The following is a 24238-nucleotide window of genomic DNA, read 5'->3' on the forward strand; positions in this document are numbered from 1 at the left end:
CAATATCAAAGTCATAGAGTGCGGCTTACGACAAAAGCAAGGCGGCTGTATGAGCCGCCTTAAATCTGCAAACGATAAATGTGTCACGGTTAATACTGCCATTTATCTCATTTTAATTGGGTCGTGAGTAAGCTTGCCGTCACCCCATCACGTTTGATTTGCATACGTTGGCGATAGCCTAGGTACTTTTGCCCAAGGGTTTCGCACATTTGATATATACCGCGGGGCATTAGCCATTGCAGATAGGCCGCGACCAGCGTGGTCAGGGTGCGATTGGTTTCCTTGATTAAGATCTGCGGCGAAGTCAGCAACGCTTGATTGACTAAATTTTTCGCCATACGGCCATCGCCTAGGCGAATGGCTTGTCTGGCTAAATAGCGAAGCTGATAGGCTCTGGCGGCATTTTCATGCTTTAGCAATATCTTAGGAGCATAGCGGCGCGCCTTAGTGACCATTTGCTCCCAGGATGCCAGTTGTTTCACTAAATTCGCCGACAAGCCGCCGTGGTTTAAGCGATAGTAAGTTAATGGCTCGGGGATCCCCTCCATTTGCCACTGGGTTGTCGCCACGATGCGAAACCAACACTCGATATCTTCCGATTGGCGAAATTGTTCATCGAAATAACAAGTGTAATGTTCGCTGTGGTTCAGCGCTTGGAAGCGAATGTCATTTAAGGTCTCGCGGCGGATCACCGGCGCTGAGCCATTACCCACCGGGTTGCGGCACAGCAAATGGCCAGCATCAATGTCTGTGAGCTGCGGCATCTGGTAAAAATTGATCGGGTTGCCCCGATAATCGATAAAGCTTGAGCGCGAGAAGCTTATCCCGACTTTAGGCGACTTTTGTAGGTGATCCACATGCAGCTTTAACTTATCTGGATGCCAGAGGTCGTCCGAATCGATAAAGGCGACATAGCGACCAATCGCATGGCGAATGCCGGTATTGCGCGCGGCGGCTAACCCCTTATTCACGGCGTGCTGCACCAGTCGAATGCGGCTGTCGCAAAATTGTTTACAGCGGGCAAGGCTATTATCGGTGGCACAGTCATTGACTATGATTAGCTCAAAATCCGTAAAACTTTGAGCTAATACAGAGGAAATGGCTTTTGATACAAAAGCTTCCACATTATAGACCGGCATCACGACAGAGACGGTAGGGATCATAATGAACCTCCTAATGAAGGGGATAAAGTGGGTAAACGCAGTTTTTGTGCGGTGGGTTTCATCACAAAATAGGCGAACAAAGGCATACAAATCAGATAACAGAGGAAGATGCCCATGGCGACGCCTTCTAGCCCCCACAGGGTGCCTAGGCTGATACTCATGGCCAGTAGGCCAATAAAACTAGCATTGGCGACTAAGTTGAGTTTGCTAAGCTCGCAGGAAATCAGCAATTGGCTTGCGGCCTCGCCTAAGGGGCGAGTTAGGCCACTTAAACAGAGCAGAATAAAGACTGGCAATGCGCCAGCGTCGAGCCAGTGTTGGCCATAGACAAAGGGTAAGTACCAAGGGGCGAGCGTACTCTGTAACCCTATGATAGGCAAGGTTACCAGCATGATACTCAGCAGAGCGTGGCGATACTTTAGCAGCGCATCTTCACCATCACTCTGACAAAGATGGGAGTAAAAAGCGGTGCCAAAGCTTTGAATAAGACCAAGGCTTATGCCAAGGCTGGTATTGACCGCGAAGAAATAGATCCCAAGCGCTTCGACACCTAAAAAGTAACCCACTAATAAATAATCAATATTTTGTCTCAGGGCGAGACAAAGATCCCCAAGCGCCACCTGAGTACCAAAATGAAATAGCGCGCGACATTGGCCAAAATCTATCTTGGAGAAACAATGCGCTAATGGGGTGGTGTGAATATTATTAATACCCGAATGTTGCTTGTGCACGGCAATCCAAATCAAGACCACCAGCACCTTGGGCAGAATAATCCCCCAAATCCCCATTCCGCATAACGCTAGGAGGGCGGTGAGCAAACCATCGGCCACCGTCTGCCACAGGTTGGCTTTTGCAACGATACGCATCTTATTTTGGCGTAGGTTGGCGGCGGCATGCAGCATGCCAAAGGGGAGGAGCAAATAGCTTGTTGCCATGAGTATCATAGGTTTCACTATCTGTGCGTCTTGATAGTAAAGGGCGAGCAATCCACTGAGTAAGCTCAAGGCAACAAAAGACAGTACACACACAAAAATATTGATCAGATTGGCGCTGGCAAGATGAGCGGTAAAGGCGTTGTCGTCCATCTTGATCAGCAACGCCGAAGTGATCCTGCGGATGAAAATGCTGAGGATCTCAAAACTGGTCAAAATGATCGCGACTTGACCGAAGACCTCGGGTGTGAGTAAACGGGCTAAGATGATACTGCTGCCAAGGCGCACGATGCGCCCGCCAACTTGAGCAGAGCATAACCAAAGTATGCTGCTAGCCAATTGGCGAATACCTTGGTTGTCCCTGAGGGTTTGTATCAATGCCCATCTGCTCATCGCAACACCTATCAGTTAAGAGTGCCTTTTCTGACTATTCAGTTTCTATGCCAGCTTTTTAATGTTTATTTTATGGTTTAAAAACATATGTTTAGAAACATATTGGCTAGATTGCGATTTAGCAGATCCTTAGGCGTTGCGGTCCATTGCAAAATGCAAATCAAGTTGCAACGGCCGCGAGTATTGAAATGACAACGAAAAACTCTCGAAGGGATCTCACTGAGCACTCGGTTGAGTGGCTTCTGATGATTGTTGCGATGATTGTTGTGATGGTTCCAATAATGAGCTCTTATGGCGAAGACTTGCCGCTTGTCTTGCCTGATTGTGGGCAATACCGAGCACTATGAGTCCTGGCCAGAAGAGATAGGCGAGGATCTCCAGATTCTCACCAAAGGTGTAAAGCAGTAAAATCATCAGTACCGCCATTCCTACCGCCGAGAGTCTCGATTGCATCAAACTGGGTAGCAGGCAGAGCACGCTGACAAACAAGGCCAACGCCAGTGCGAAGGCGCCAACGATCCCCTTCACAAACAAAAGGCCGTACCAAGTGTGGTGCGAGCCAATCGGCATGTACTCCACCATATGGGGGCCGCGCTCAACAATGCCATGGCCCCAGACAATCGCCTCGTTTGCCCAGCGCTCGAGGGCGATTTGGCCAAGGGCCTCACGTACCCGAGTCGAGTCGGCTCTGGCGGCTTTAACGCTGTGAATACTGGCTTCAATGCTAGACAGTACCGCCTCGCCAAAAATGCCCGCTAATAAAAAACATGGACTCACCAATAAATACAACCAAGGGGATTTGGCATAGCGAATAAAGTTGAAATAACAGACGAGGGCAAGGCAGCAGAGGATGGCGAGTCTGGATTGGGAGATAAGTACCATCAAGATACTGCCAGCCAAGCCATAGAAGCGATAACGCTTGTTGGTTTCCTGCAGGGCAAACAGAAAATAAAAGTTGCCTACCATGCCAAGTGCAGGCGCCCAAGGGGTAAATAGCCGCCACCTTGGCATACCGCTGCCAGGGTCGATTTCATACAGGCTGACGGCAAAAAATTCAGGCCCAGGTCCGCCGACAATGCTTAAGGGGGAGACATATAAGGTCGTCGGCAGGTGGAGCAGCCAAGCGAGTACAAACAGCGGAAACAATATCAAGGTATGTTTGCCGACCACACAGCAGGCGCGGTAAATCAGCTGTGGCCGAATGTGCAAACCGCCAATCAGCGGAAATACCGCCAGCAGCGCCCAGCCCTTAGCCCAACCAATGGAGGATTTAATCAATTGGGCTATGCCTAAATGCTCTACCAGATGGCCTATGACTAATGCCAGTAGCATCAACAACATGGCAAATATCCAACTTATTATCGGTAACGAAATCCGGCATCCTTCTGCGTAAAACAGCAGTCTGCCGAGCATTCGCAGCACTAAGATCCAACCAATCACTGGGGCAATCAAATACATGGCACCTAAGAACCAAAAGAAGTAAGTGCCCGTAATGGCGAACCAGACTAGTCGTTCGTCAGAATTTTCTGGAGTATAGGTTTGCGTATCCATAGTATGCTCAATCCGACAATGACCATCATTGAGGCGGCAATGCCACCCACTAAGGTTAGAATCAAGCCCAGCTTGTCAGGCTTTTCGGGGCGAGTCGGTGCTGCAAACAGCTGTAATAACGGGTAAGCGGAGAAGATGTCGGCCTTACCCACATCAATTTTAGCAATCGCGGAAGTAAACACTGCGGTGGCAAGTTGATGGTCGCGGTGTAAATCCTCAAGCTTAGCGGCGTCGTCATTACTGTGTTTTAGCCGGGTTTCCCATTCATCAATCTGGGTGCTCAAGGACGCCAGTTCATGGGCTAAGCCTTCGTTTTCTGTGGTGATATTAATCAGTTTTTGCATCAGCGCGGCGCGGCCATCGATATCATCGACGGAGAGGATCAACATCAACTTTGGATCGCAGCGCGCCAACAATTTTTGGCAGCGGCTATGCAATGCAGCCAACATGGTTTTTTGCTCTGTCTTGGCGCTCAGCACTTGCGGATGTTGCTCGCCATAATGACCATTGAGCCCCACCAGTAGCGCGGTCGATTCGGTATATTTGAATAAGAGTTGTTGGAACAGCTGATCATTTTTCAGCTTGAGCAAGTCAGTGGATTGGGTTGCCGTCAGGGATAAATCGGCCTCCAACAGTTGCTGACTGGCAAGGCCGCCATTGAGTTTAGCGGTAAGATTGACTTGGCTTTGGCGTAAATGCTCAATGGTGACCGCCACTTCCTTAAATTGATCCAACGAGACCAGCCCAGTCTTAGATTGGAAGGCGACAATATTGGCCTGACTCTGATGCACTTTATCGGCAAAGCTCTCCAGTCCCATTCTGACGCCGTTTTCACGGATATGGATTTCATCGATTCTCAGGTGTGAGAGTGTGCCCTGCAGAGTGCGGTAATGTGCCCATGCCTTTTGCTCGGCAAGCTCGGCGCTGTTAGCGCTGATACTGAACTCCATCAGTCCAGTTTGGCTGGGGAGTTTTAACTTAGGCGTGCCCAGCGCTGAGGCTTTTAGGTCTAATTGCGCTGCGGCATCGCTTAATAGCTTGTCGCTTAAGGCGATGGCCTTGTAGTTTTCCCGTGGATCGATGGCAGAACTCAGATAAGGAGAACTGCTCGAACTGCTGGCTTGACCTAGGCTGTCCAAACTCACGACGGCGCCTGCGCCCGCACCGGGTAAAATCAACACCCATTTGCAGGTATAGCGGGTTGGGGTGATAACGATGACAAGACCTGTGATCAGCCAAATCACCGCTAATGCCGACAACACGGTCTTTAGATATAACTTACGGCGGGCGGGGGCGGGCAGGCTGCTGCCATTGACCAGCGCACGCTTTAACCACAGTAGAGGGTAGCCTTCCTGAGATGCTTTCATGATCAATGTCCCCTCGTCGAATCGTCCTAGGGGTGACGTAATCTGTCACCCAAGCGCTGGTTTCGTACTACAGCAAACCGAGTAAACTTGCGGGCACCAGTAAGTCGGTTAAGCTGCGCGCAATCTCACGCACATTGGTCACGCCAGAGTCATAACAGGCGATGCCGTCACCGGGGAGCAACACGGGGTTCATTTGTGGCTGCCAAGACTCACGGATCAAGCTGTCCAATGAACGCTCGACGATATCGGTTTGATCCGAGAGCGGATTGCGGGTCACCAGTAACACATGGCGACTGGCATTGGTGCTTTGGGCGCCGCCAACACAGTTGGCCGCAATCGCACCTGTGAGCAGACGTGTGCCGTAGGGGAAACGTGTCGCTTCGGTATCGACGGCAGATTGTGAGTTACTGCTCGCCGGTTGGGTTAAGTTTGAAATAAACACCCGGATCCCAGGCGCGGTGATCTGCGAGGGACGCACCAGTTTATCCTCAAAACGACGGGTACTTGGGACAAAGATTTGATCGCCAGCACTTAAGAGGAAACGTGGCACTTGGGTGCCGCTAATTACCCCAGATAAATCCAGTAAAAAATGTTGCTGGCCGCGGATCACGCGTACCTGGCGGATCTGGGCGTCGGGTCTAACACCTCCGGATGCGCGAAGGGCGGCGGCTATGGTTCTATCACTGGCCTGATCGCCGCTATGGCTCTTATCGTCATCCTTAATTTCGGTATCGGATTTTTGATTGATAAAGTGCTGCCCAGGTTCAAACACTGAACCTAATACGGTCACTTCAATCGGTGCCCAGGCGATGGGGCTGATATTGACGCGCACACTGCTGGCCTGCATCAATTGCTCGCTCACTAAGGTTTGACTTATGCGCTGCTTGAGGGAGGCGATTGTTAAGCCTTGGGCATTGATGGGCGGTAAGTAGGGCAGATAGATTTGGCCGTTGGCATCAATTTCGACATCGGCACTGAAATCCTCGCCATGTAAAACTCCTACCCGCAATTTATCACCCACAGAGAGCTGCACATCTAAGGCGGCAGTATCGCTGAATGTGGCGCTAACGTTTTGAACTGCTGTTGGATTAAAACTGAGGTTTTCCGTTTGCGCTGTTAACAACTGTTGATCCGCCTGACGCAGATAGGAGGTTTGTGGCCCAAAGTAGTGGCAATATTCTCCGGCCTGTTGCTGACAGAGTTGGTCCTGAGTGGTGCGCTGGGGAGTGACGCAGGCCGTTAACATGCAAATAGAGGCGCCTAGGGTTGCTAGGCTAAAGGAAAAACGGCGTTTGCATTCAATCTTGCCTACATGGCGGTGTGATAAGGTTTCCATGATGTCACTCCCTCTTAGCTGATGCTCACGCTGAACTAGTGGCAACTAAAGTGCGCGATGGCCGCGTCTTGATCTTCATAAATACTGAATATCTGATGTAAGCGCGTCAGTTCGATCAGGGCACGCACATGGGCCGAGGGTGATAACAGCAGAATTTCACCATCTTGTTGCTGCGCCCGCTTAAGGGCGGAGATCAGCACCGACAATCCGCTAGAGTCGATATATTTCACTTGTTCAAGATTGATGATTAAGCGGTTGGTGTTCTGCTCCATATGGCGCAATAGCGCGGCCCTGTGGGTGGGCGTGTTGGCCATCATCATCTCGGTTGGAAATATCACTAGGCTCGCGTTGTATTTTTCAAGTGGGAAGAATTTCATGATAATCACCTCTGCCTGCCAGTTAGTATTGAAACCGCATCTTCAGAAAGCATTTATCAGGCCAAGATTTTTATTGATTAAAATCAGGTGGTTATTTTGCTTGTTAACTGGGCGCTATAGTCAGATTTGAAAATGCATTGCAATTTGCAATGGGGATTGTGTAACACGAAAACCAAACCTAGCGGTTGGTAAGCCTACCGCTAGATTTGGTATCGATCGGGTTTAATGATGACGCAGTAAGGTTAATCTTAAGTGTGAGCCAAGCACTGTGGTTTGAAAACGCACCGCATCCATCCAGTTGTACATGATCCACAGGCCACGGCCATGCTCGCTCAGTTGGTTTGGACACTCCTCGAAGGCAACCTTGGGCACTGTGGGGGAATGATCGAGTAAATCGACGACGATACGGTCGTGGTTACAATGCACGATCAACACTATAGGCTCATGGGTATCCTGAGTATGGCTAATCACATTACTTACCGCTTCGAGTACGCAGGTAATCACTTTAAAGCGTTGGCGTTCATGCACATTTTGCATCAACATAAACTGCTCTAACTCGTCACAGAAGGGATGTTGACGCCACTGTTCATGGGTGAGATTAAACTGCAAGCTGTTCATAGGGCCTCCAGAGCCGTATTGGCATAGTTGGCAGATGGGTAAGTAATTAACATCATGGAAATATCATCTTGGGTTGTGCCGCTTTGCCACAGCTTTAAGGCGTGGCTTAAATGGCGCAGCAAGTCTTGGTCGTTTAGGCTGTAGGCATTACGGCACAGGGCTTGTAATCGTTCTAAGCCAAAAAAACCAAATTTAGGGTGTTGGCACTCGTAGGCACCATCGGAAAACAGCAAGAGTCGAGCCCCAGGTGCAAGCCTTATGAGTTGATCTTGATACTGCACGGCGGCGTGGATCCCAAGGGGCAATTCGGTATCAAGAGGCAAAGGCGCGCAGTCAGTTTCACTCAGCAGTAACGGCGCAGGATGGCCGGCGCTGCACAGGCGCAGCTCGCCAGTCTGGGTATGGATCTTTCCAAGTAGCAGAGTCACGAAACGGCCAGTATTATCAGGATCGCTCAACTCACGATTGAGTTGATTGACTATCTCCTGCGGCGACAAGCCACGCCAATCGGTTCGCTCTAGCGACAAACGCTGGGCAAGGCTGACACTCTGCAGTGCGGCGGCAACGCCATGGCCTGCGGCATCTATAAGGAAAAAACCAAGTTCACCATCACCCAAATCAAAACACTGATATAAATCCCCGGCAAGGTAATGGGCGGGTTGAAACTCATGGTGCAACTGCCAGCCCCTTGGCAAGGTTTTACTGCGGGGCAGCAATTCCCGCTGCACTTTCGCGGCAGAAACTAAATCTTGTTTTAGGGTACTGAGCATGGCGGATTCCTTAGCCAGCCCTTGTTGTAACAGTTGATTGTTGCGGCTCAGATGGTGTTGCAGCTGCACGATACGCATCGCGGCTAACATTCTGACCTTGAGTAGCTCTGGGTGAAACGGTTTACAGATAAAATCATCGGCGCCGGCTTCGATACCCAGCACTATGTCGGCGGTCTGATTATTAGAAGTTAACAGGATCACAAAGGGCGGTAATTGATGATTTTTAACGATTTGGCACAGCTCAATACCATTCATCTTGGGCATGCGCCAATCGCTGACAATAATATGTACCTCGTTGTGCGCGAGATAATCCACCGCCTCCTGACCATTGCTTAGGCTCTGAACTAACCAACCAAATTGCCTCAATAGCTGTGTGATATAAAGGCGCTCACTGTCCGTATCTTCCACGACCAGCACAGACAAGGTAACGGCTTGCATCGATGACAACGAAGAGAGCGGCATAGTCTGGCTCCGATAATGGCGAATATTCTTCGATAGCAAGAGCTATGCCCATTTAAAAAAAGCCTGCTAATTGAGGTTGATACTGTCTACATGCGCTGAAAAGACCAAGCTAAAGACTGATTTTTTGTAGTTTGTTGCAAAATGCAAATCCGTCATCCATAGTGAGTTTATCTTTTGTGCAATGTTCTCCAAGGTGATTGTTTTTATTGGTGGTATTTTTTGTGGCATAGGGGTTGCTGATATCACCTCAGGGCGCGCTAGGTTGAGGCACCCTGTGTAGCCTGCATATCATTAACAAAAGGACATTTAGCATGGATAAGTTTTCGACATTAAGCACCCAGTCGACACCGAATAAGGCGAGTCATTGGCAATTTATCTGTTTGATAATTCTTATGATAAGTTTAATTTCACCGGTTAATGCCCAAGCTCCTCTCGTCGCAAAAAACACAAAACCCATATTGACCTTTGGCATAGTTCCTCAGCAATCGGCTATTCAACTGGCTAAGCTATGGCCGCCAATCTTGGCGGCCTTGTCCGAAAATGCAAATTATCAATTGCAATTTGCAACGGCGCCCGATATTCCCACCTTTGAGCAACGCCTGAAAGACGGGCAATACGATATTGCCTATATGAATCCCTATCATTATGTGGTGTTCCATGAAGTACCTGGCTACCAAGCGCTTGCGCGGGAAAAGGACAAAAAACTGAAAGGATTGCTCGTTGTCCGTAAGGATTCGCCGATAAAGTCCTTAACCGAGCTTGCGGGCAAAACCTTAGCTTTTCCCGCACCTGCCGCATTCGCGGCCAGCGTATTACCGAGAGCGCATTTAAAGCAGGGTAATATCGATGTGCAGGTGAAATATGTTGGCTCCCATGACTCGGTTTACTTAGCAGTACTTCAAGGACTCGTTGATGCTGGTGGCGGGGTGCAGCGCACCTTTAACAATTTGACCGATGCACAAAAACAGCAGCTAAATGTGCTTTGGCAGTCGCCAACCTACACGCCCCACGCCATTGCAACCCATCCGAGAGTGACAAAGGCGCAGCGTCAGCAGTTACTCGAACAATTAATGGCGCTATCCACGACGCCACAGGGGCAAGCCTTACTACAATCCGTCGACTTTTCTTCCTTTGTGGCGGCAGAAGACAAGGATTGGGATGATGTTCGTGAATTAAAACTGGGGACATTAACCAAGCCGCTCGAGGAGAAATAGTGTGTCCTTTAGACTGAAAACCATTTTAGGGATCGCCTTAATCGAAGGCTTACTATTGTTTTTGTTGGTGTACACCAGCATTAACTACCTTAAATTGTCCAATCAGTCGCAAATTGAAAAACGGGCCGAGGCCACCTTAACCTTGTTTTCGGTCGCCGCGCAGGATGCGGTGATCAGCAACGATCTCGCCACGCTGCAGTCATTGATCCAAGAGCTGCTGAGTCACAAGGAAGTGCTGTACGTCACTGTGTCTGATCAGAACCGTATTTTGGCCTATGGCGGCGCCGATAAATACATTCAAGTCTCCCATCAGGCGGATAAACACTTAGATCAAGTTGATGATGGGATCTTCGATCTGGTGCAATCCATTGAAGTCAATGGCTATCATTTTGGCTCAGTCAGTATGGGCTTTGAGACACAAAGCCTTGAGAACCTCGTTCATACAGTGACACAGCAGATCCTCTCGATAGCAGGGGTAGAAATGTTGCTGGTGGCCTTGTTTTCACTGCTGCTGGGGCATTATCTCACCCGTAATTTAACCCAGCTGACCAGCGCCTCGAAACGCATTTTAGCGGGGGAATTGGGGGTGCGTGTCCCCGTGAATGGCAAGGATGAAATCGCCCAGATGACTTGCGCTTTCAACAACATGGTGGATAAGGTCGATGCGCGGACCAAGGCGTTGGAAGCGGCGAATATCCGTCTTAACACTATTCTAGAATCGGCGGTCGATGGCTTTGTGATCATCAATGAATTTGGCATCATCACCGACATCAATCCCGCCGTCAGTCGACTCTTTGGTTATGCTCACAATGAATTGATTGGCCAGAATGTGTCGATTTTCATGCCGTTCGACCAAAGATCGCTGCACGATGGTTACATTCAACAGTACTTCACGACCCATGTTGCCAAAATCATCGGCACCAGCCGCGAGTTAACGGCGCAACGTAAGGATGGGCAGTTGTTTCCCATTGCTTTATCTGTGTCGCAGATGAGCATCGACAATCGGGCGATGTTTATCGGTTTAGTCAAAGATTTATCCGAAGCAAAACGCAAAGAAATTGCCGCGGCGAAAACCGAGTCAGTGCTGCTTGCCACCTTAGCGGCGAGCCAAGATTGTTTGATCACTATCGATATGTCGGGGAAAGTGATCGAGTTTAACCTCGCGGCCACACGGCTCTTTGGTTACAGCCGCGAAGAGGCGGTTGGGGCCTTGTTAGAAGACTTAATCATTCCTGATGAGCACCACCATGAGCACCGACAAGGGATGGCCCATTACAAACAAACGGGTGAAGGGCAAATCCTCAATAAACGGGTTGAATTGCAGGCCCGTTGCAAGGCGGGTCATCAAATTCCCATTGAGCTTGAGGTTGTGCCTATTCAGCTTGGTGATGAAGTGCTGTTTACGGCCTTTTTACGGGATATTTCCGAGCGCAAAGCCAACGAACTCAAGTTGCAATTAGCTAAGGAACAAGCCGAGCAGGGCAGTCGAGTCAAATCGCGCTTCTTAGCGACCATGAGCCATGAGATCCGCTCGCCACTGAATGCGATTTTAGGCGGGGTGGAATTATTACTCGATTCGTCCCTGAGTAAGGATCAGCGCATTCACGCCAATATCGCACGGGAAGCGGGCAGTGCGTTGCTGCATACCATTAACGATATTTTGGACTTCTCTAAGATTGAAGCCGGACAAATGGTGCTCGAGTCCCACGAATTTGAACCGGACAAACTGGTCGCTCAGGTGCTGCAAATTCTGGAACCTAAAGCCTTTGAGAAGGGATTACAGCTGGTGAGCTTTGTAAATCGTAATGTGCCCCGCACTGTGGTTGGCGATCAGCAGCGCTTACGCCAAGTGCTGCATAACTTAGTGGATAATGCGATTAAGTTCACTTCCTCTGGCACCATTACCGTCGAAATGTGGCTGCCGGACAATCATCAAACAGAGGTGCAACTCTATTGCCGCGTTACCGATCCCGGTATTGGGATTGCGGCGGAGGCACAAAGCAAATTATTCCAAGAATTCAGCCAAGTCCATGATACCCACAACACCAACTACAAAGGCACGGGTCTAGGTTTAGCCATCTGTAGCGAGCTTATCACTATGATGGGCGGCAGTATCGAATTACATAGCGAACTCGGTAAGGGCAGTTGCTTTACCTTTTATGTGTCTTTGCAGCTGCTCGATAGCAACTTCTGCCATAGCTATTACTTCCCCGCGCACTCGCGGGTACTGCTTGCCCATCAAGATGCGACCTGGCTCAGGCTCGTATCGAAACAATACTCGCAATATGGCGTGGAGACGGTCGAGGTGCAGGATTGGCCATCGATTAAACGCGCCAAGCAATTTAAAGCTCCGTTCAATCTTATCCTGCTCGATGAAACCTTTTTCTTCGAGGTGGATGAAAAAGATGTCCACCAATTACGAAAAGCACATTTAGCGCCCGATGGCTCCATGGTGGCTTTGGTGTCGGGGATGAGCACTGAGATAGGCCAAACCTTGACGACCTTAGGTCTAGATCAAGTGATCAATAAGCCGTTAAGCCGTGCGATGCAGTTGGCACTCTTGAGTAAGGATGCGCTTGCAAACGAATTTGAAGAGGAATACGTGGCTCAGGAGAAATTCCAAGGCCACATTTTGCTGGCGGAGGATAGTCCCGCCAACCAAATCATTGCCGGGACTATGCTCACCAAGGCAGGCTTTGATGTCACTTACGCCTGTAATGGTGTCGAGGCGGTTAACTTAGTCGATAACAAGCCCTTGGATCTCGTCTTGATGGACGTGCGTATGCCCGAGATGGATGGGCTTGAAGCCACGCAAATTATTTTGCAGCAGCATCCAGAGCAAGTGATCCTCGCCATGTCCGCCAATGTGATGAAAGAAGAGATAGAGCATTGTTATCAAGTTGGAATGAAGGACTTTATCGCCAAACCGGTCAAACAAAAGACCTTGTTGCAGGTGATTCAAAAGTGGTTGCCCAATGCCGTTGTCAGTTTACAAAGCCCGGTAAAACCTGCTGAAAATACTGCGAGTCTGCTCGATGAGCCGCTGCTGGCGGAGCTTGAGCAAACCCTCGGTAAGGCGAGTCTATCGAATATGATGAGTATCTTTTGCGATGAGTTAGCGCAGCGGCTCGAGAACTTAAGCGCTCTTAAGGCCAGTCAAGTGGACGAGATAGAAGATCAAGCCCACACTCTAAAAAGCAGCTCGGGCAGCTTTGGGGCGGCGGCATTATTTGTACTCGCTCGAAAATTAGAAGCCTGCGCCCGAGAGCAGCAACTGGGCGCCATCCCAGAGCTGATGGCACAAATTGATGTCCTTGGTAAGCAGACACACAGCGTATTAACGGAACGTTTTATTCAATAGGGAGAGCTATGAATTATTCTGCATTATTGGTCGAAGATAGCCTGTCACTCAGCGCGCTCTACACTGAGTATCTGCGTGCCGAGGACATAAAAGTGACCCATGCTCATTGCGGCGCAGACGCCTTAAGTGAATTGTCCAACTGGCAGCCCGATCTGCTGATCCTCGATATCAAGCTGCCGGATATGTCGGGGCTGGATATCCTCAAGCAAGTGCAGCAGCGCTATCCCCATATCAGCACAATTATGATCACCGCCCACGGCAGTATCGATATTGCCATCGACGCCATGCGTTCAGGGGCATTCGATTTTTTAGTCAAACCCTTTGATAGTAAAAGGCTTTCTATTACCGTTCGCAATGCGCTCAAGCAAAAGCAACTCTTAGAGCTCGTCACTCAATATGAAAACAGCTTACCGAAAGGCCATTACCAAGGGTTTATCGGTGATTCGCTGGCAATGCAGAGTGTGTACAAAACCATAGATTGTGTCGCTAACAGTAAGGCGTCAGTATTTATTATGGGGGAGAGCGGAACGGGTAAAGAGGTGTGCGCTCAGGCCATTCACCAAGTGGGTAACCGCGCCGACAAGCCTTTTATCGCCTTAAACTGCGCCTCTATTCCAAAGGATCTGATTGAAAGCGAAATTTTTGGCCACTGTAAGGGCGCATTTACCGGCGCCCACAGCAACCGAGATGGCGCGGCGACTCGTGCCGACGGTGGCACCTTGTTCCTCGACGAAATCTGCGAAATGGATTTAGAGCTCCAGAGTAAACTACTGCGGTTTATCCAAACGGGGACTTTCCAGCGGGTGGGCGGCTCCAAGGAAGAGCATGTGGATATTCGTTTTATCAGCGCGACCAATCGCGAACCCTGGGAAGAAGTCAAACTTGGGCATTTTCGCGAGGATTTGTTCTACCGCCTGCATGTTATCCCCATTGAACTGCCCCCTTTGCGCGCGCGGGGCAGCGATGTGCTATTGCTGGCTAAACAGTTATTAAAAACCTACAGCAAGGAAGAAGGTAAACAGTTTGTCGACTTTAACCCTCAAGCCGCGACTATGCTGCAAGCCTATGATTGGCCGGGTAATGTGAGGCAACTTCAGAACGTGATTCGCCAAATTGTGGTGCTCAATGACGCAAGCCATGTCGAGCCCAGCATGTTCCCCGCACCGCTGAAGCAGGCCTCGCAAGTGAGGAGCCATGCACAAGTTCATACTAATGCGCTTTCACAAAACAGTGCCCAGACTGAAACCCATACGCAGCTTCACGCTTCGCAGAACATAGATAACGCTATTCCACGGATAAGCAGCGAATTAGCGCCAGAGTCCACGCAAGATGCGCATCCACACATCCAAGAGACGCGGATCCAACCACTGTGGTTAACCGAAAAGCAAACGATAGAAGGGGCGATTGCCCTGTGTGATGGTAATGTTCCTAAAGCGGCAGCACTACTAGATATCAGCCCATCGACCATTTATCGCAAACGGATGACATGGGAAGAACAAGCGGAACGTTCAACTTAATAAATTGCTGAATTTGAGCCGCAGACACTTTGCGTTACTACAGAGCTTCAACAGAAAGCTTCCATATTGAACGTCAAAGTGTCTGCGATTAGATATTTATCCTCTTTTGTTACGCAGCCTAGGCCCCACTAATCTAGACTCCACTAACCTAGGCTGCGCTAGATCTCAAGCGTGCTAACGCACAGTGGTTCGGTGTAACTCACAATCGACCCACAGTCTTAAACCTATTCCCTAATCAATGACGACGCTTGGTCTTGAAGAAAGCGAGTAATTGTTTTTGCTTACCCGCTTCTGATAACACATCGTGGCAAGCCTTACTGGCGCTGCCGACGCCCACCACGTTTTGATCGACCATTTCTACCGTTGAAGAGATATTTCTGGAAATATCCTCGGTCACGCTCGATTGTTCGCTTGAGGCCGTAGCGACCACTGTATTGACGTTAGAAATCGCGTTGACTGAGGCCGAAATCCCCTGAAAAGCTCTGCGCACTTTTTCCGATACCATTTGGGACTCATCCAGCAAACTGGTGTTGGCCTTCATATAATGGTCGGCCTTTTCCGCCTGAGACTGTAATTTTGAAATAATTTCTTGGATATCAATGGTGGATTGCTGGGTTTTAGCCGCAAGAGAGCGAACCTCATCGGCGACAACGGCAAAACCGCGACCCGCTTCACCAGCCCTTGCCGCTTCAATCGCCGCATTGAGTGCCAGTAGGTTGGTTTGTTCGGAAATACTGGTAATCACATCGATAACCGAGCCAATTTCGATGGAATAGTCTTTCAACTGATTCACAATCGAGCCTGAATCTCGGATCGCCGCCCCGATTTTTACTGAAATATTATCTGACTCGCCGAGCGATTTATTGCCCTCAGAGACATTTGCCATCGCTTCGCCGGCGCTGGTTTCGGCCTCGGTCGCATTTTTACTCACTTCTAGCGCGGTACTGGACATTTCATTGAGCGCCGTCGCAATTTGCTCGACCTGAACCAACATGTGTTGGGAATTTTGTTCTACCTGATTCATGGTGGAGGCGAGGATTTCGGCCGAAGTGGCGGTATTGTCGGCGACGGTGATCAATTGCTCTGTCATCTCAGAAATTTTATCGGCAGTCTCATTACACCCCTGAGCCAAGAGGCCTAATTCATTGCTACCGGTATCCTGAATTCGGTCGGTAAGATCGCCATTAGCCAGTTTGGCAATAAAACTCTGCACAGTATTAATGGAGGTAATAATAAATTTTGAGATGAAGATGGAGGTGGCTAACACCAATAGTGACACTATGACTAAGATGGATACCATTATTGTGATCGATTCATCGTAAATCACATCGCCATAGCTGCTTGCATCCTGCGCGCCTTTGTAATTCAGATCCGATAACTTCAGCAATAAATCCGAATATTCGTTATACGCAGTGAGTGATTCCGTCAGCAGCAATTGCTTAGCATCTTCGTTTTTATTTGCCCGTGACAGTACCAGCAGCTTCTGATGAACGACCAGATATTCCTTATATAAGCGCTGAAAATCATTGAAGATATTTCGTTCTTCATTGCCGCTGATCAGTTGCTCGTAGGTGCGGATAGATTCATCGATTTGCGCTTTGGTTTTATCCAGCTCTCTTTCGGTTTCTTGCATCTGATCACTATCCAACGAAAGAATATGTCGGGATTCTAATACCCTAAGATCTGCGGTTTGACCGTTGAGTCGCTCAATGACCCGCACGGAGGGCAACCAGTCGTTGGATATGACGGTGGACTGATCATTGATGACTTGCATTTTGCTAATAGCCATCATGGTTAACCCTAGAATCGCAATAATAGGAATCGCAAACGCGCCAAGTAATAGGTGACTTATCTTTAGATTACGCATGTAAACCCCAGCAATGATGATTATGCTCAAATGTGTTTATCCGACGCCTGATACAGGCTTATTCCCTCCATAAATATATAAGCCAGACATTCAACTTTCGCTATGCCAACGGATAATTAATCGCTGAATTAACAGCAGTTATTTGCTGGTTTCTAAAGGAGCTTTGTTTCCCACATCGGTTGAACTGATTTTGATGTAGATTAGCAGAACGGCATGATTTTCAGAGCAATCAAGCCACTTACCTTAAGTCTCCTATAAAAACGCCAACTCGAAACAATACAACCAAGTGCCTTAAATAACTTAGGTTCGTTTACCTTCAGGCCCGATGAGCAGGCTATTGCTCAGTGACTTAGCCATTACCTCCCTCAATCTCAGAAACGGCTATGTACAGAATAGAGTAACTACTCTGCGATTGTTTAAGTATACGAAATTACAACGCGCAAGTTGCCGATACTCACGCCATGCACAAGTCACTGACTAACTGACTTGGCCAGGCATGTCTGAAACTCAATATCTCGTGTGACATTTAAACAAATAAATTGAATTTGTTGCCGTTATTAGGTTTGGATAACAAAGTCTCTGGAATTAATTCCATAAATCTGCATAAGTCAATTTTCTTAGAGAAACTAACGTTACTTAATACTTCTGCGATGTTGCCGATTTGGATTAAAGCAACTTTAAATGTTCTCTCGTTTTGGAATGCGTTCCATCTTTAATATGTTCCTGTCTATTAAAACAACAAGGGTGATGACAGATGAGCAAATATGATCTGCTAGGACGCCGTAATTTTATTAAAGGCTTAGGTGCCGCTACAGGTGTTGCGATTGCTGCACCTGCTATGGCGTTATCAGAAAAGGCCGACGGTGTTAAATGGGATAAAGAAGTTGAAGTGCTAATTGTGGGGTCTGGTTTTGCGGGATTAGCTGCAGGTATAGAGGCTATTCGCAAAGGCGCTAAAGATGTACATATATTTGAAAAAATGTCTTATTTCGGCGGTAACTCTGCAATTAATGGCGGTTTATTCGCGGCACCTGGGACGCCAATGCAGAAAAAAGAAGGCATTGATGATTCAGTTGAAAAAATGGTTGCGGATCAAATTGCATCTGGCCGCGGTATTGCAGACGAGAGCTTATTACGGCATGTGGCTTCACATGCTGTAGAGGCGCTGCAAATGACGTTAGATGCTGGAGCTGAATTTCATCCATATTTGCAGCAACTGGGTGGTCATTCCGTTGCTCGAACTTACCAAACGAGTGTGAGTTGTGGTGCCGGTATTACTCAACCTCTGCTAAAAGAGTGCCGCAGGCTAGGTGTAAAGACCCATAACCGCGCTAAGTTTGAAGGTTTCATTTTGGGGGATAAGGGAAATGTTGTCGGTGTGAAAATGCGCGAAAACTATCACTTTGCTGAAGATCAACCAGGGAAGGTTGTTAATATTCGAGCATTGCGAGGCGTGCTTATGGCGACCGGCGGCTTTGCGCAGAATATCGATTTTCGGATGGCGCAAGATCCGACGCTAACCTCTGAAGTAGGCTGTACCAATGCGCCTGGCGCGACCGGTGAGGGCATGTTGGAAATGTTCCGCTTAGGGGCTGTGCCTGTCCACCTTGCCCATATCCAATCTGGGCCATGGGCTTCGCCCGATGAAGGCGGCTTTGGCTATGTATCTAATTATTCGATTTTTAATTTCCCACATTCAATTGCGATTAACTGTATGACTGGTAAACGCTTCATGGATGAGATTGCGGACAGGAAAACACGAGCCGATGCGGAGTTGGCATGTCGTGATGCTAAAGGTGAACCGCTACCACCCATTTTAATTACGAGTTTTAAGGACTCTAAGCAGCATCCTAATACTGCCAAAGTACTTAAATATAATGTGGGTTGGAAGTTCGATACTCTTGAGGAGTTAGCGAAACACTTTGGCGTACCAATCGAGCCATTAAAAGCACAGATTGAAGAATATAACGGCTATGTCAAAACGGGTGTTGATAAGCAATTTAACAAGAATATGACAAAAGCCAAGGATAAATATATTGAAGCGCCATTTACCGTAGTTCGCCTATGGCCAAAAGTGCATTACTGCCAAGGTGGTGTGCAGGTCAATACTAAGGCGCAAGTAAAAGACAGCTTTACGGGTCAACCTATCCCAGGTTTGTATGCCGCTGGAGAAGTTTGTGGCGGTATTCACGGTGTTAGCCGTTTGGGGAGCTGCTCAATTCCAGAATGTATGGTGATGGGTATGACAGCCGCCCGCAGCATGATGCAAGCCTAAGTGGCCAGTAAATAAGAGGAATCAATAATGAAAATGTTAAATATTGTACTCGCGCTGGTCTTAGGTGGCTTGGTGAGTCTGTCTGCTCAAGCCGTAGAGCAACGTCCTTGGCATAAAGAAGTCATAGGCAAAGATTGTAAGGTATGTCACGACAATGGCATCAAGCAATTTCCTTCGGATCAAGCTTGTTTGCAGTGTCACGATGTGGATGATTTAGCCAAGAAAACGGCTCGTAGTGAAGAGGATAAGTGGCAGAATCCACATAATAATCTGCATTATGGTAAAGATCTGCCGTGTCAGGAATGTCACGGTGAACATAAGTCGAAGCAACCTTTATGCAGTAATTGCCACACCTTTAAGTTTGACAAGTATAAAAAGTAAAGGCTCCGACATGGCCTAGGATTACCCTAGGCTATCACTCGATATTAGCTCGCTTTATTTTTAAGATGATATAAATTGGGCACAACTAAGCTTGTGAAATAAATATAGCGAATTGACAAATTAAATTATCCCTGCAAAGAAATTTATAGTTAACATCCTCGCCTTATGTGCCCCTTAGTGATTATGACTAAGGGGCTTTTTTATTTTTTAAATTAGTCTCCCTTGTTAAATATAATTTTATAAATTGTGTGACTAGCGTTGTTTTGTGCGCTAGGCAAAGTTACTTATGTGCTGGCTACATTTTTGGAATGGATTCCAAGCGTATTATTCACTCGGTAAGTGGTTAGAAAAATAATATGTGAATAAGGATGAGATGAATGAAAAAGGCAATCATTGCTCTGTCATTGTTATCAGCAAATGCTGCAATGGCGACTGATATACCTGACTTTTTAGACGAGGCAGATATATACAACGCGCGGTTTAAGTGTTTGGGAGAACCAGTCAAGCATTCAAAAGCAGATCAAAAGTATCTCGATATGCTTTGGGATGAGACGCTAACCTACCTTAAGGCCTACGCTATCGCGTTAACCAATGGCGAAAACAGTCACTGCCTGAATTCTGATGAGGCCATTGTCGATTCGACCCTGAGTGCAAATAAGATGTGCATTATGGATCGCAGAGACATGCAGTTGATGGTGAAAAACATCTATCAAGTGATCTACAACGCCGACAAGGCCAAACAATGTTTCGGCGCCCGTGAAGAGGTTAATTGGATTTATAACCCCGGTGGCGAATTAACCAAACACTCACCCGTTGCGCAGTATTTCAAGCGTACAACGTTTGATGAATTCTTTAAAACAAAGGTGACAAATAAAGAGGTACAGAAATTAGGTCAGATCTTCACTGATAATTTCTATAAGATGGTCACTGGTGATGAAGTGAAAATGCCTTCAGCCTTTCCATATGATATCAGCGCCAACACTCTACCCAATTTGTGGGCAGCAGCAGGTTGGTTTCCTATGTATGCCGAAGAGAGTAAGCGAAATGATAAGAATTTTAACAACATCCGCGGTGGTTATGCCTATGCTGAGATCTTCGGTCATTGGGGATTACTGCGTATCGATGAGATTAATGGTGAAAAGGTGGGTGCTGAAGTGGGGATGACAGTGCAGTCAGTCGATACGCTTTATCCCTATCACAATCATGCGATTGCGGAGATCTACTACAACATGCGCGTGCCCGCATGCGTCAACCAATTTAAGAGTTTTGCAGTACGTGCTGATTCACCCTTGCTCAAGACGGTGAAGCAAGATGACAAGATGCGCAGAGTTCAATTCGATGCCGCACAGCACAATGGCCATACCATGTGGTTAGCCAGCAGCTATCAGCAAGATCCCTTGATGTATTTTCACCAGAACACAATACATGCTTTTGATATCGATGGTAGCTGTGAAGCTAAGCCTCATGAGCGGGCTATTGTTTCGGTTTGGGCCAGAAGTAATGCCCATGACAAGCGCAATGACTATGGCACGACACTGCTGTGTGAGTCGGCGAAACATCCAGGGACTCCGGCAAATAAAGATGAGGTTATTCAGTGTGATCTGACTAACTTGAAGTGGTAATTACGGAAAAATAAGGCCAAAAATAAGGTCAATATGAAGTGGTACCGTGCACCTAAAATTGCATGGGAAATAAAGAGGTAAATGATGAAAAATCTAAACTTATATCTTATCGCGGCATGGATTCTCCTCGCATTGACAACAAGTGGGGTGCAGGCAGAAGAACCACAAAATGGCATTGATGTTGGCGGTACTGTTAGGGTGAATTATGCCTATAAAGATTACAGTCAGAGCTCAAAAGATAAGGGCGGCGATCTTACTTTCGATATGGCGGCAATTAAGTTTAACGGTAAGCTGGGTGAGTGGGGACTTGCCAGTGAATACCGTTTTTATGATGGCTGGCAAGCGCTGCGTTATGGTTATGGATTTTACGACCTTAGTGCTGACTGGCAGATTCAGTTTGGCGTGAATCAGGTTCCTTTTGGTAATCCTGGATTTATTTCAAACAGCTTCTGGTTTGGTGTGCCTTACTACTTAGGATTCGAAGATGATTACGACTTAGGAGTGAAAGGGGTATACCAGAAGGGCGCTTGGGGGACCGAAATAGCCTTCTATAAGAATGCAGAATATGGTGCTGGCCGCGCCGATCGTTACTCAACTGATCTGTACAGCGGTATTGTTAACGGCACCGAATACAATAACGAAGAGACGAACCAGTTAAATCTACGTCAAATGTACGAGATGAGCTATGAAGGCGGCAAAACACTTTTGGGTGGCTCTATCGAATACGGCCAGATCTATAACGATGCAACAGGCAACAATGGTGACCGCTATGCTGTCGCGATTCATCTGGATGCGACCTACAATGGTTGGGGTCTACAACTGCAGGCTATGCAGTATGAATATGATGCAGCCGATGCCATAGATAGTAATAAAATAGCGGTCGCTGCTTACAATTGGCAGTATGAGATTGCCTCTAAGGCGCAGGCATACAGTGTTAATATCGCAAAGACAGTCACGACCGATTGGGGTAGTCTTAAGTTCTATAATGATTTTGGCATGGTGACACCGGATGTATCCGATGATAGCTATGATACCAGCTATCAAAATGTGACTGGCTGCGCCATTGCAGCAGGCCCGACTTATACCATGGTCGATTTTATTTTGGGTAAAAACATGTATGCCTCCACTCGTGACAATGGTCATGTTGGTTTACCTGAAATCGGTGATAGTTGGGATAAGCGAGTTAATATTAATTTCGGATATTATTTCTAAGCGGCGCTAAAAAAGTATTTCCTACTTATACGTATGCCAACATTTATGTTGGCATACGTTCAATTAGGTTAGCGATAAAACGTTGTTTATCTCACCGAGATTACGCATTATTTTGCATTTTATAAATGATCTACATTTGCTTTGAGTAATGCGATTAGCTGAATTGTGGCGTCTGTTTGCGTTTCTGGATTGAGATAAATAGATTCATTAAAGAGGGGAAGAGGTGGTAAGCCATATTCGAGTGGATCCAATATTTGCATCTGTTCATTAATGCGAAACTCGGCAATGGGCGCAATGACAAGATCATTCTCTACCGCCATACATAAGGCCTGTGGTGATGGGGTCGATAACAATACATGAATTGGCCGCATACTGAGTTGATGGTTGGCAAATACCTGCGCACGTATCGGGCAGTTTTCAGGGTAAAGCGCCATCGGAATCGTCTCGCGTTTATGTGCGTTGCCACCTTTGGCTGCAACCCAATGAAAGCGGCGGGAGAACAGCAACTCACCGTTAATAGGTGTTTGCCAGTGGGTGGCAACGATGAGGTCAAATTCCCCCTGCTGTAGGCGCTTAAACAGATTCCCACTGACATCAGTGTCGATCACGAGTTCGATACAGGTGAATTCTCGGATAAATTCCAACAAACAACTGTTCAAATAACATCCGATGTAGTCGGTAGGCACCCCTAATCTGATAGTTTCTCGGTTGGGACAGTCTTTTAATTCATTCATTGCCTGCGAATTGAGTTGCATCATTTTATAGGCGTAATTTAATAGAGTTAAACCAGCCTCGGTTAAGGCTACGCCTTTGTTGTCTCGCAGCAACAACGATTGACCAACGACCTCTTCAAGCTTTTTGACTTGTAAACTCAAGGTTGATTGTGTGCGGCAGACTTTATCTGCCGCTTTTGATAAGTTGCCGCATTCCGCTATTGCAATAAAACTCTCAAGTAGTTCAATTTTTAACATTTGTTGCTATTGAGTTTATTCATGATGGTATCAGTATTACTCAATTTGGCCTTGCGTTAAACACTGTTATTGTTTGATTGTGAAGTTGCAATGTTATTGATTGTCAGAATGTGATGAGGTCGAGATGAGTAGTTGGGAGCAAAGGAGAGACTACCTAACACAAGTTGCACTGCGTAGCTTGAGAGGACACAAAACATTTGATTTATGTCGTTCTCATTTGGTTCAGGTGAGTCAAATATCGAAAGGCACTATCTATAATCATTTTACAACAGAAGCTGATCTTATCGTTGCCGTCGCTTCTGCCCAATACGATGAGTGGCTCTTCGCGGCAAAGCAGGACGCACAGCGATATCCAGATCCTTTTAGCAGATTCTTATATCATCACTGCTATCGACTTCATCAAGTCTTATCGCAACAACGGTTTGTGATTGAGCGTATTATGCCCAATCAAACTTTATTATTCGAAGCGACAACGAGCTGCCGGCAGCGATTTGAAAAAAGATGTGATGAATACACTCAATGGAATAGAAATACGATCTCAGAAGTTGGTGATATTCCAGGGTTTAATCGAACTGAACTCGTCATGGACTATCTTCGTGGCGCAATGATAAATAGTGATGACTCCAATAGACAAGCGAATGATATACAGCTCTATTGTCAATTTAGTTATGCGTTAACTCAGTTAATGGGGCACTCGGATAAACGTATTCCAACTGAGTTTGTATTTGCCAAGTGGTTATCGAACTTACCTAGCAGTTCATCGGCCTTTTCGGCCGCTTGACGATAAGGATTATTTAATTTGAGAGACTGCATATCCATAAGAGTCTCGTTGTTAATATTTTTAATATA

18 protein-coding genes are annotated in these 24238 nt (G+C 47.3%); 8 read left to right on the forward strand and 10 right to left on the reverse strand.

Annotated features, from left to right (window positions below; translation table 11 throughout):
• Positions 1-107 precede the first annotated feature (107 nt).
• The 8 genes from L2713_RS10810 to L2713_RS10845 form a co-directional block, all read right to left on the reverse strand.
• Positions 108-1163: a glycosyltransferase gene (locus L2713_RS10810; RefSeq protein ID WP_248967898.1), complete on the reverse strand. Its 1056-nt coding sequence runs from the start codon at positions 1161-1163 to the stop codon at positions 108-110.
• Positions 1160-2488 carry an oligosaccharide flippase family protein gene (locus L2713_RS10815; RefSeq protein WP_248967899.1) on the reverse strand — a complete coding sequence of 443 codons (1329 nt, stop codon included), beginning with the start codon at positions 2486-2488 and terminating at the stop codon, positions 1160-1162. Before L2713_RS10815 ends, L2713_RS10810 begins: the two co-directional genes overlap by 4 nt.
• 216 nt (positions 2489-2704) lie before the next feature.
• Positions 2705-4039, reverse strand: coding sequence for an O-antigen ligase family protein (locus tag L2713_RS10820; protein WP_248967900.1), 1335 nt, complete (start codon positions 4037-4039; stop codon positions 2705-2707).
• Positions 3994-5406, reverse strand: a complete 1413-nt coding sequence (locus L2713_RS10825; protein ID WP_248967901.1) for a GumC domain-containing protein — start codon at positions 5404-5406, stop codon at positions 3994-3996. Before L2713_RS10825 ends, L2713_RS10820 begins: the two co-directional genes overlap by 46 nt.
• A 67-nt stretch (positions 5407-5473) precedes the next feature.
• Complete coding sequence (locus L2713_RS10830) at positions 5474-6742, reverse strand: polysaccharide biosynthesis/export family protein (RefSeq protein ID WP_248967902.1); 1269 nt, start codon at positions 6740-6742, stop codon at positions 5474-5476.
• A 35-nt stretch (positions 6743-6777) separates the two neighbouring features.
• On the reverse strand, positions 6778-7119 hold the full coding sequence (locus L2713_RS10835) for an STAS domain-containing protein (protein WP_089067812.1): 342 nt from the start codon (positions 7117-7119) through the stop codon (positions 6778-6780).
• Between the two features lie 222 nt (positions 7120-7341).
• A complete protein-coding gene (locus L2713_RS10840; RefSeq protein WP_086904306.1) occupies positions 7342-7737 on the reverse strand; it encodes an ATP-binding protein in 396 nt (131 codons plus the stop codon).
• Positions 7734-8969, reverse strand: coding sequence for a PP2C family protein-serine/threonine phosphatase (locus tag L2713_RS10845; protein ID WP_248967903.1), 1236 nt, complete (start codon positions 8967-8969; stop codon positions 7734-7736). Before L2713_RS10845 ends, L2713_RS10840 begins: the two co-directional genes overlap by 4 nt.
• A 311-nt stretch (positions 8970-9280) precedes the next feature.
• On the opposite strand from L2713_RS10845, the gene L2713_RS10850 reads away from it, so the two are divergent.
• Genes L2713_RS10850 through L2713_RS10860 form a run of 3 tightly spaced genes read left to right on the forward strand, consistent with a single transcriptional unit; the run spans position 9281 to position 15061 of the window.
• Positions 9281-10183 carry a phosphate/phosphite/phosphonate ABC transporter substrate-binding protein gene (locus L2713_RS10850; protein ID WP_089067810.1) on the forward strand — a complete coding sequence of 301 codons (903 nt, stop codon included), beginning with the start codon at positions 9281-9283 and terminating at the stop codon, positions 10181-10183.
• Position 10184: 1 nt separating this feature from the next.
• Positions 10185-13544 carry a PAS domain S-box protein gene (locus tag L2713_RS10855; protein WP_248967904.1) on the forward strand — a complete coding sequence of 1120 codons (3360 nt, stop codon included), beginning with the start codon at positions 10185-10187 and terminating at the stop codon, positions 13542-13544.
• Positions 13545-13552: 8 nt separating this feature from the next.
• Entirely contained in the window at positions 13553-15061 is a 1509-nt protein-coding gene (locus L2713_RS10860) for a sigma-54-dependent transcriptional regulator (RefSeq protein WP_248967905.1), read from the forward strand.
• A 235-nt stretch (positions 15062-15296) separates the two neighbouring features.
• Here L2713_RS10860 and L2713_RS10865 read toward each other — a convergent pair whose 3' ends face one another.
• Positions 15297-16928: a methyl-accepting chemotaxis protein gene (locus L2713_RS10865; protein ID WP_248967906.1), complete on the reverse strand. Its 1632-nt coding sequence runs from the start codon at positions 16926-16928 to the stop codon at positions 15297-15299.
• Between the two features lie 754 nt (positions 16929-17682).
• Here L2713_RS10865 and ardA point away from each other — a divergent pair.
• The 4 genes from ardA to L2713_RS10885 all read left to right on the forward strand — a co-directional run bounded on the left by ardA (position 17683) and on the right by L2713_RS10885 (position 22418).
• On the forward strand, positions 17683-19203 hold the full coding sequence (ardA, locus tag L2713_RS10870; protein ID WP_109286008.1) for an acrylate reductase flavoprotein subunit ArdA: 1521 nt from the start codon (positions 17683-17685) through the stop codon (positions 19201-19203).
• A 27-nt stretch (positions 19204-19230) separates the two neighbouring features.
• Entirely contained in the window at positions 19231-19584 is a 354-nt protein-coding gene (gene ardB / locus L2713_RS10875) for an acrylate reductase cytochrome subunit ArdB (protein WP_011626360.1), read from the forward strand.
• Between the two features lie 377 nt (positions 19585-19961).
• Positions 19962-21206 carry a dimethylsulfoniopropionate lyase DddY gene (dddY, locus tag L2713_RS10880; protein WP_248967907.1) on the forward strand — a complete coding sequence of 415 codons (1245 nt, stop codon included), beginning with the start codon at positions 19962-19964 and terminating at the stop codon, positions 21204-21206.
• 84 nt (positions 21207-21290) lie between these two features.
• Complete coding sequence (locus L2713_RS10885; RefSeq protein WP_380823605.1) at positions 21291-22418, forward strand: hypothetical protein; 1128 nt, start codon at positions 21291-21293, stop codon at positions 22416-22418.
• A 119-nt stretch (positions 22419-22537) separates the two neighbouring features.
• Here the strand turns inward: L2713_RS10885 and L2713_RS10890 are convergent, their stop codons facing one another.
• Positions 22538-23389: a LysR family transcriptional regulator gene (locus tag L2713_RS10890; RefSeq protein ID WP_248967909.1), complete on the reverse strand. Its 852-nt coding sequence runs from the start codon at positions 23387-23389 to the stop codon at positions 22538-22540.
• Positions 23390-23513: 124 nt separating this feature from the next.
• Between L2713_RS10890 and L2713_RS10895 the strand changes: the two genes are divergently transcribed.
• The gene (locus L2713_RS10895) at positions 23514-24170 is read left to right on the forward strand and encodes a TetR/AcrR family transcriptional regulator (protein ID WP_248967910.1); all 657 of its coding nucleotides are present in this window, start codon (positions 23514-23516) and stop codon (positions 24168-24170) included.
• Positions 24171-24238: the final 68 nt, after the last annotated feature.

Source organism: Shewanella seohaensis (assembly GCF_023283775.1).
Lineage (GTDB): Bacteria > Pseudomonadota > Gammaproteobacteria > Enterobacterales > Shewanellaceae > Shewanella > Shewanella seohaensis.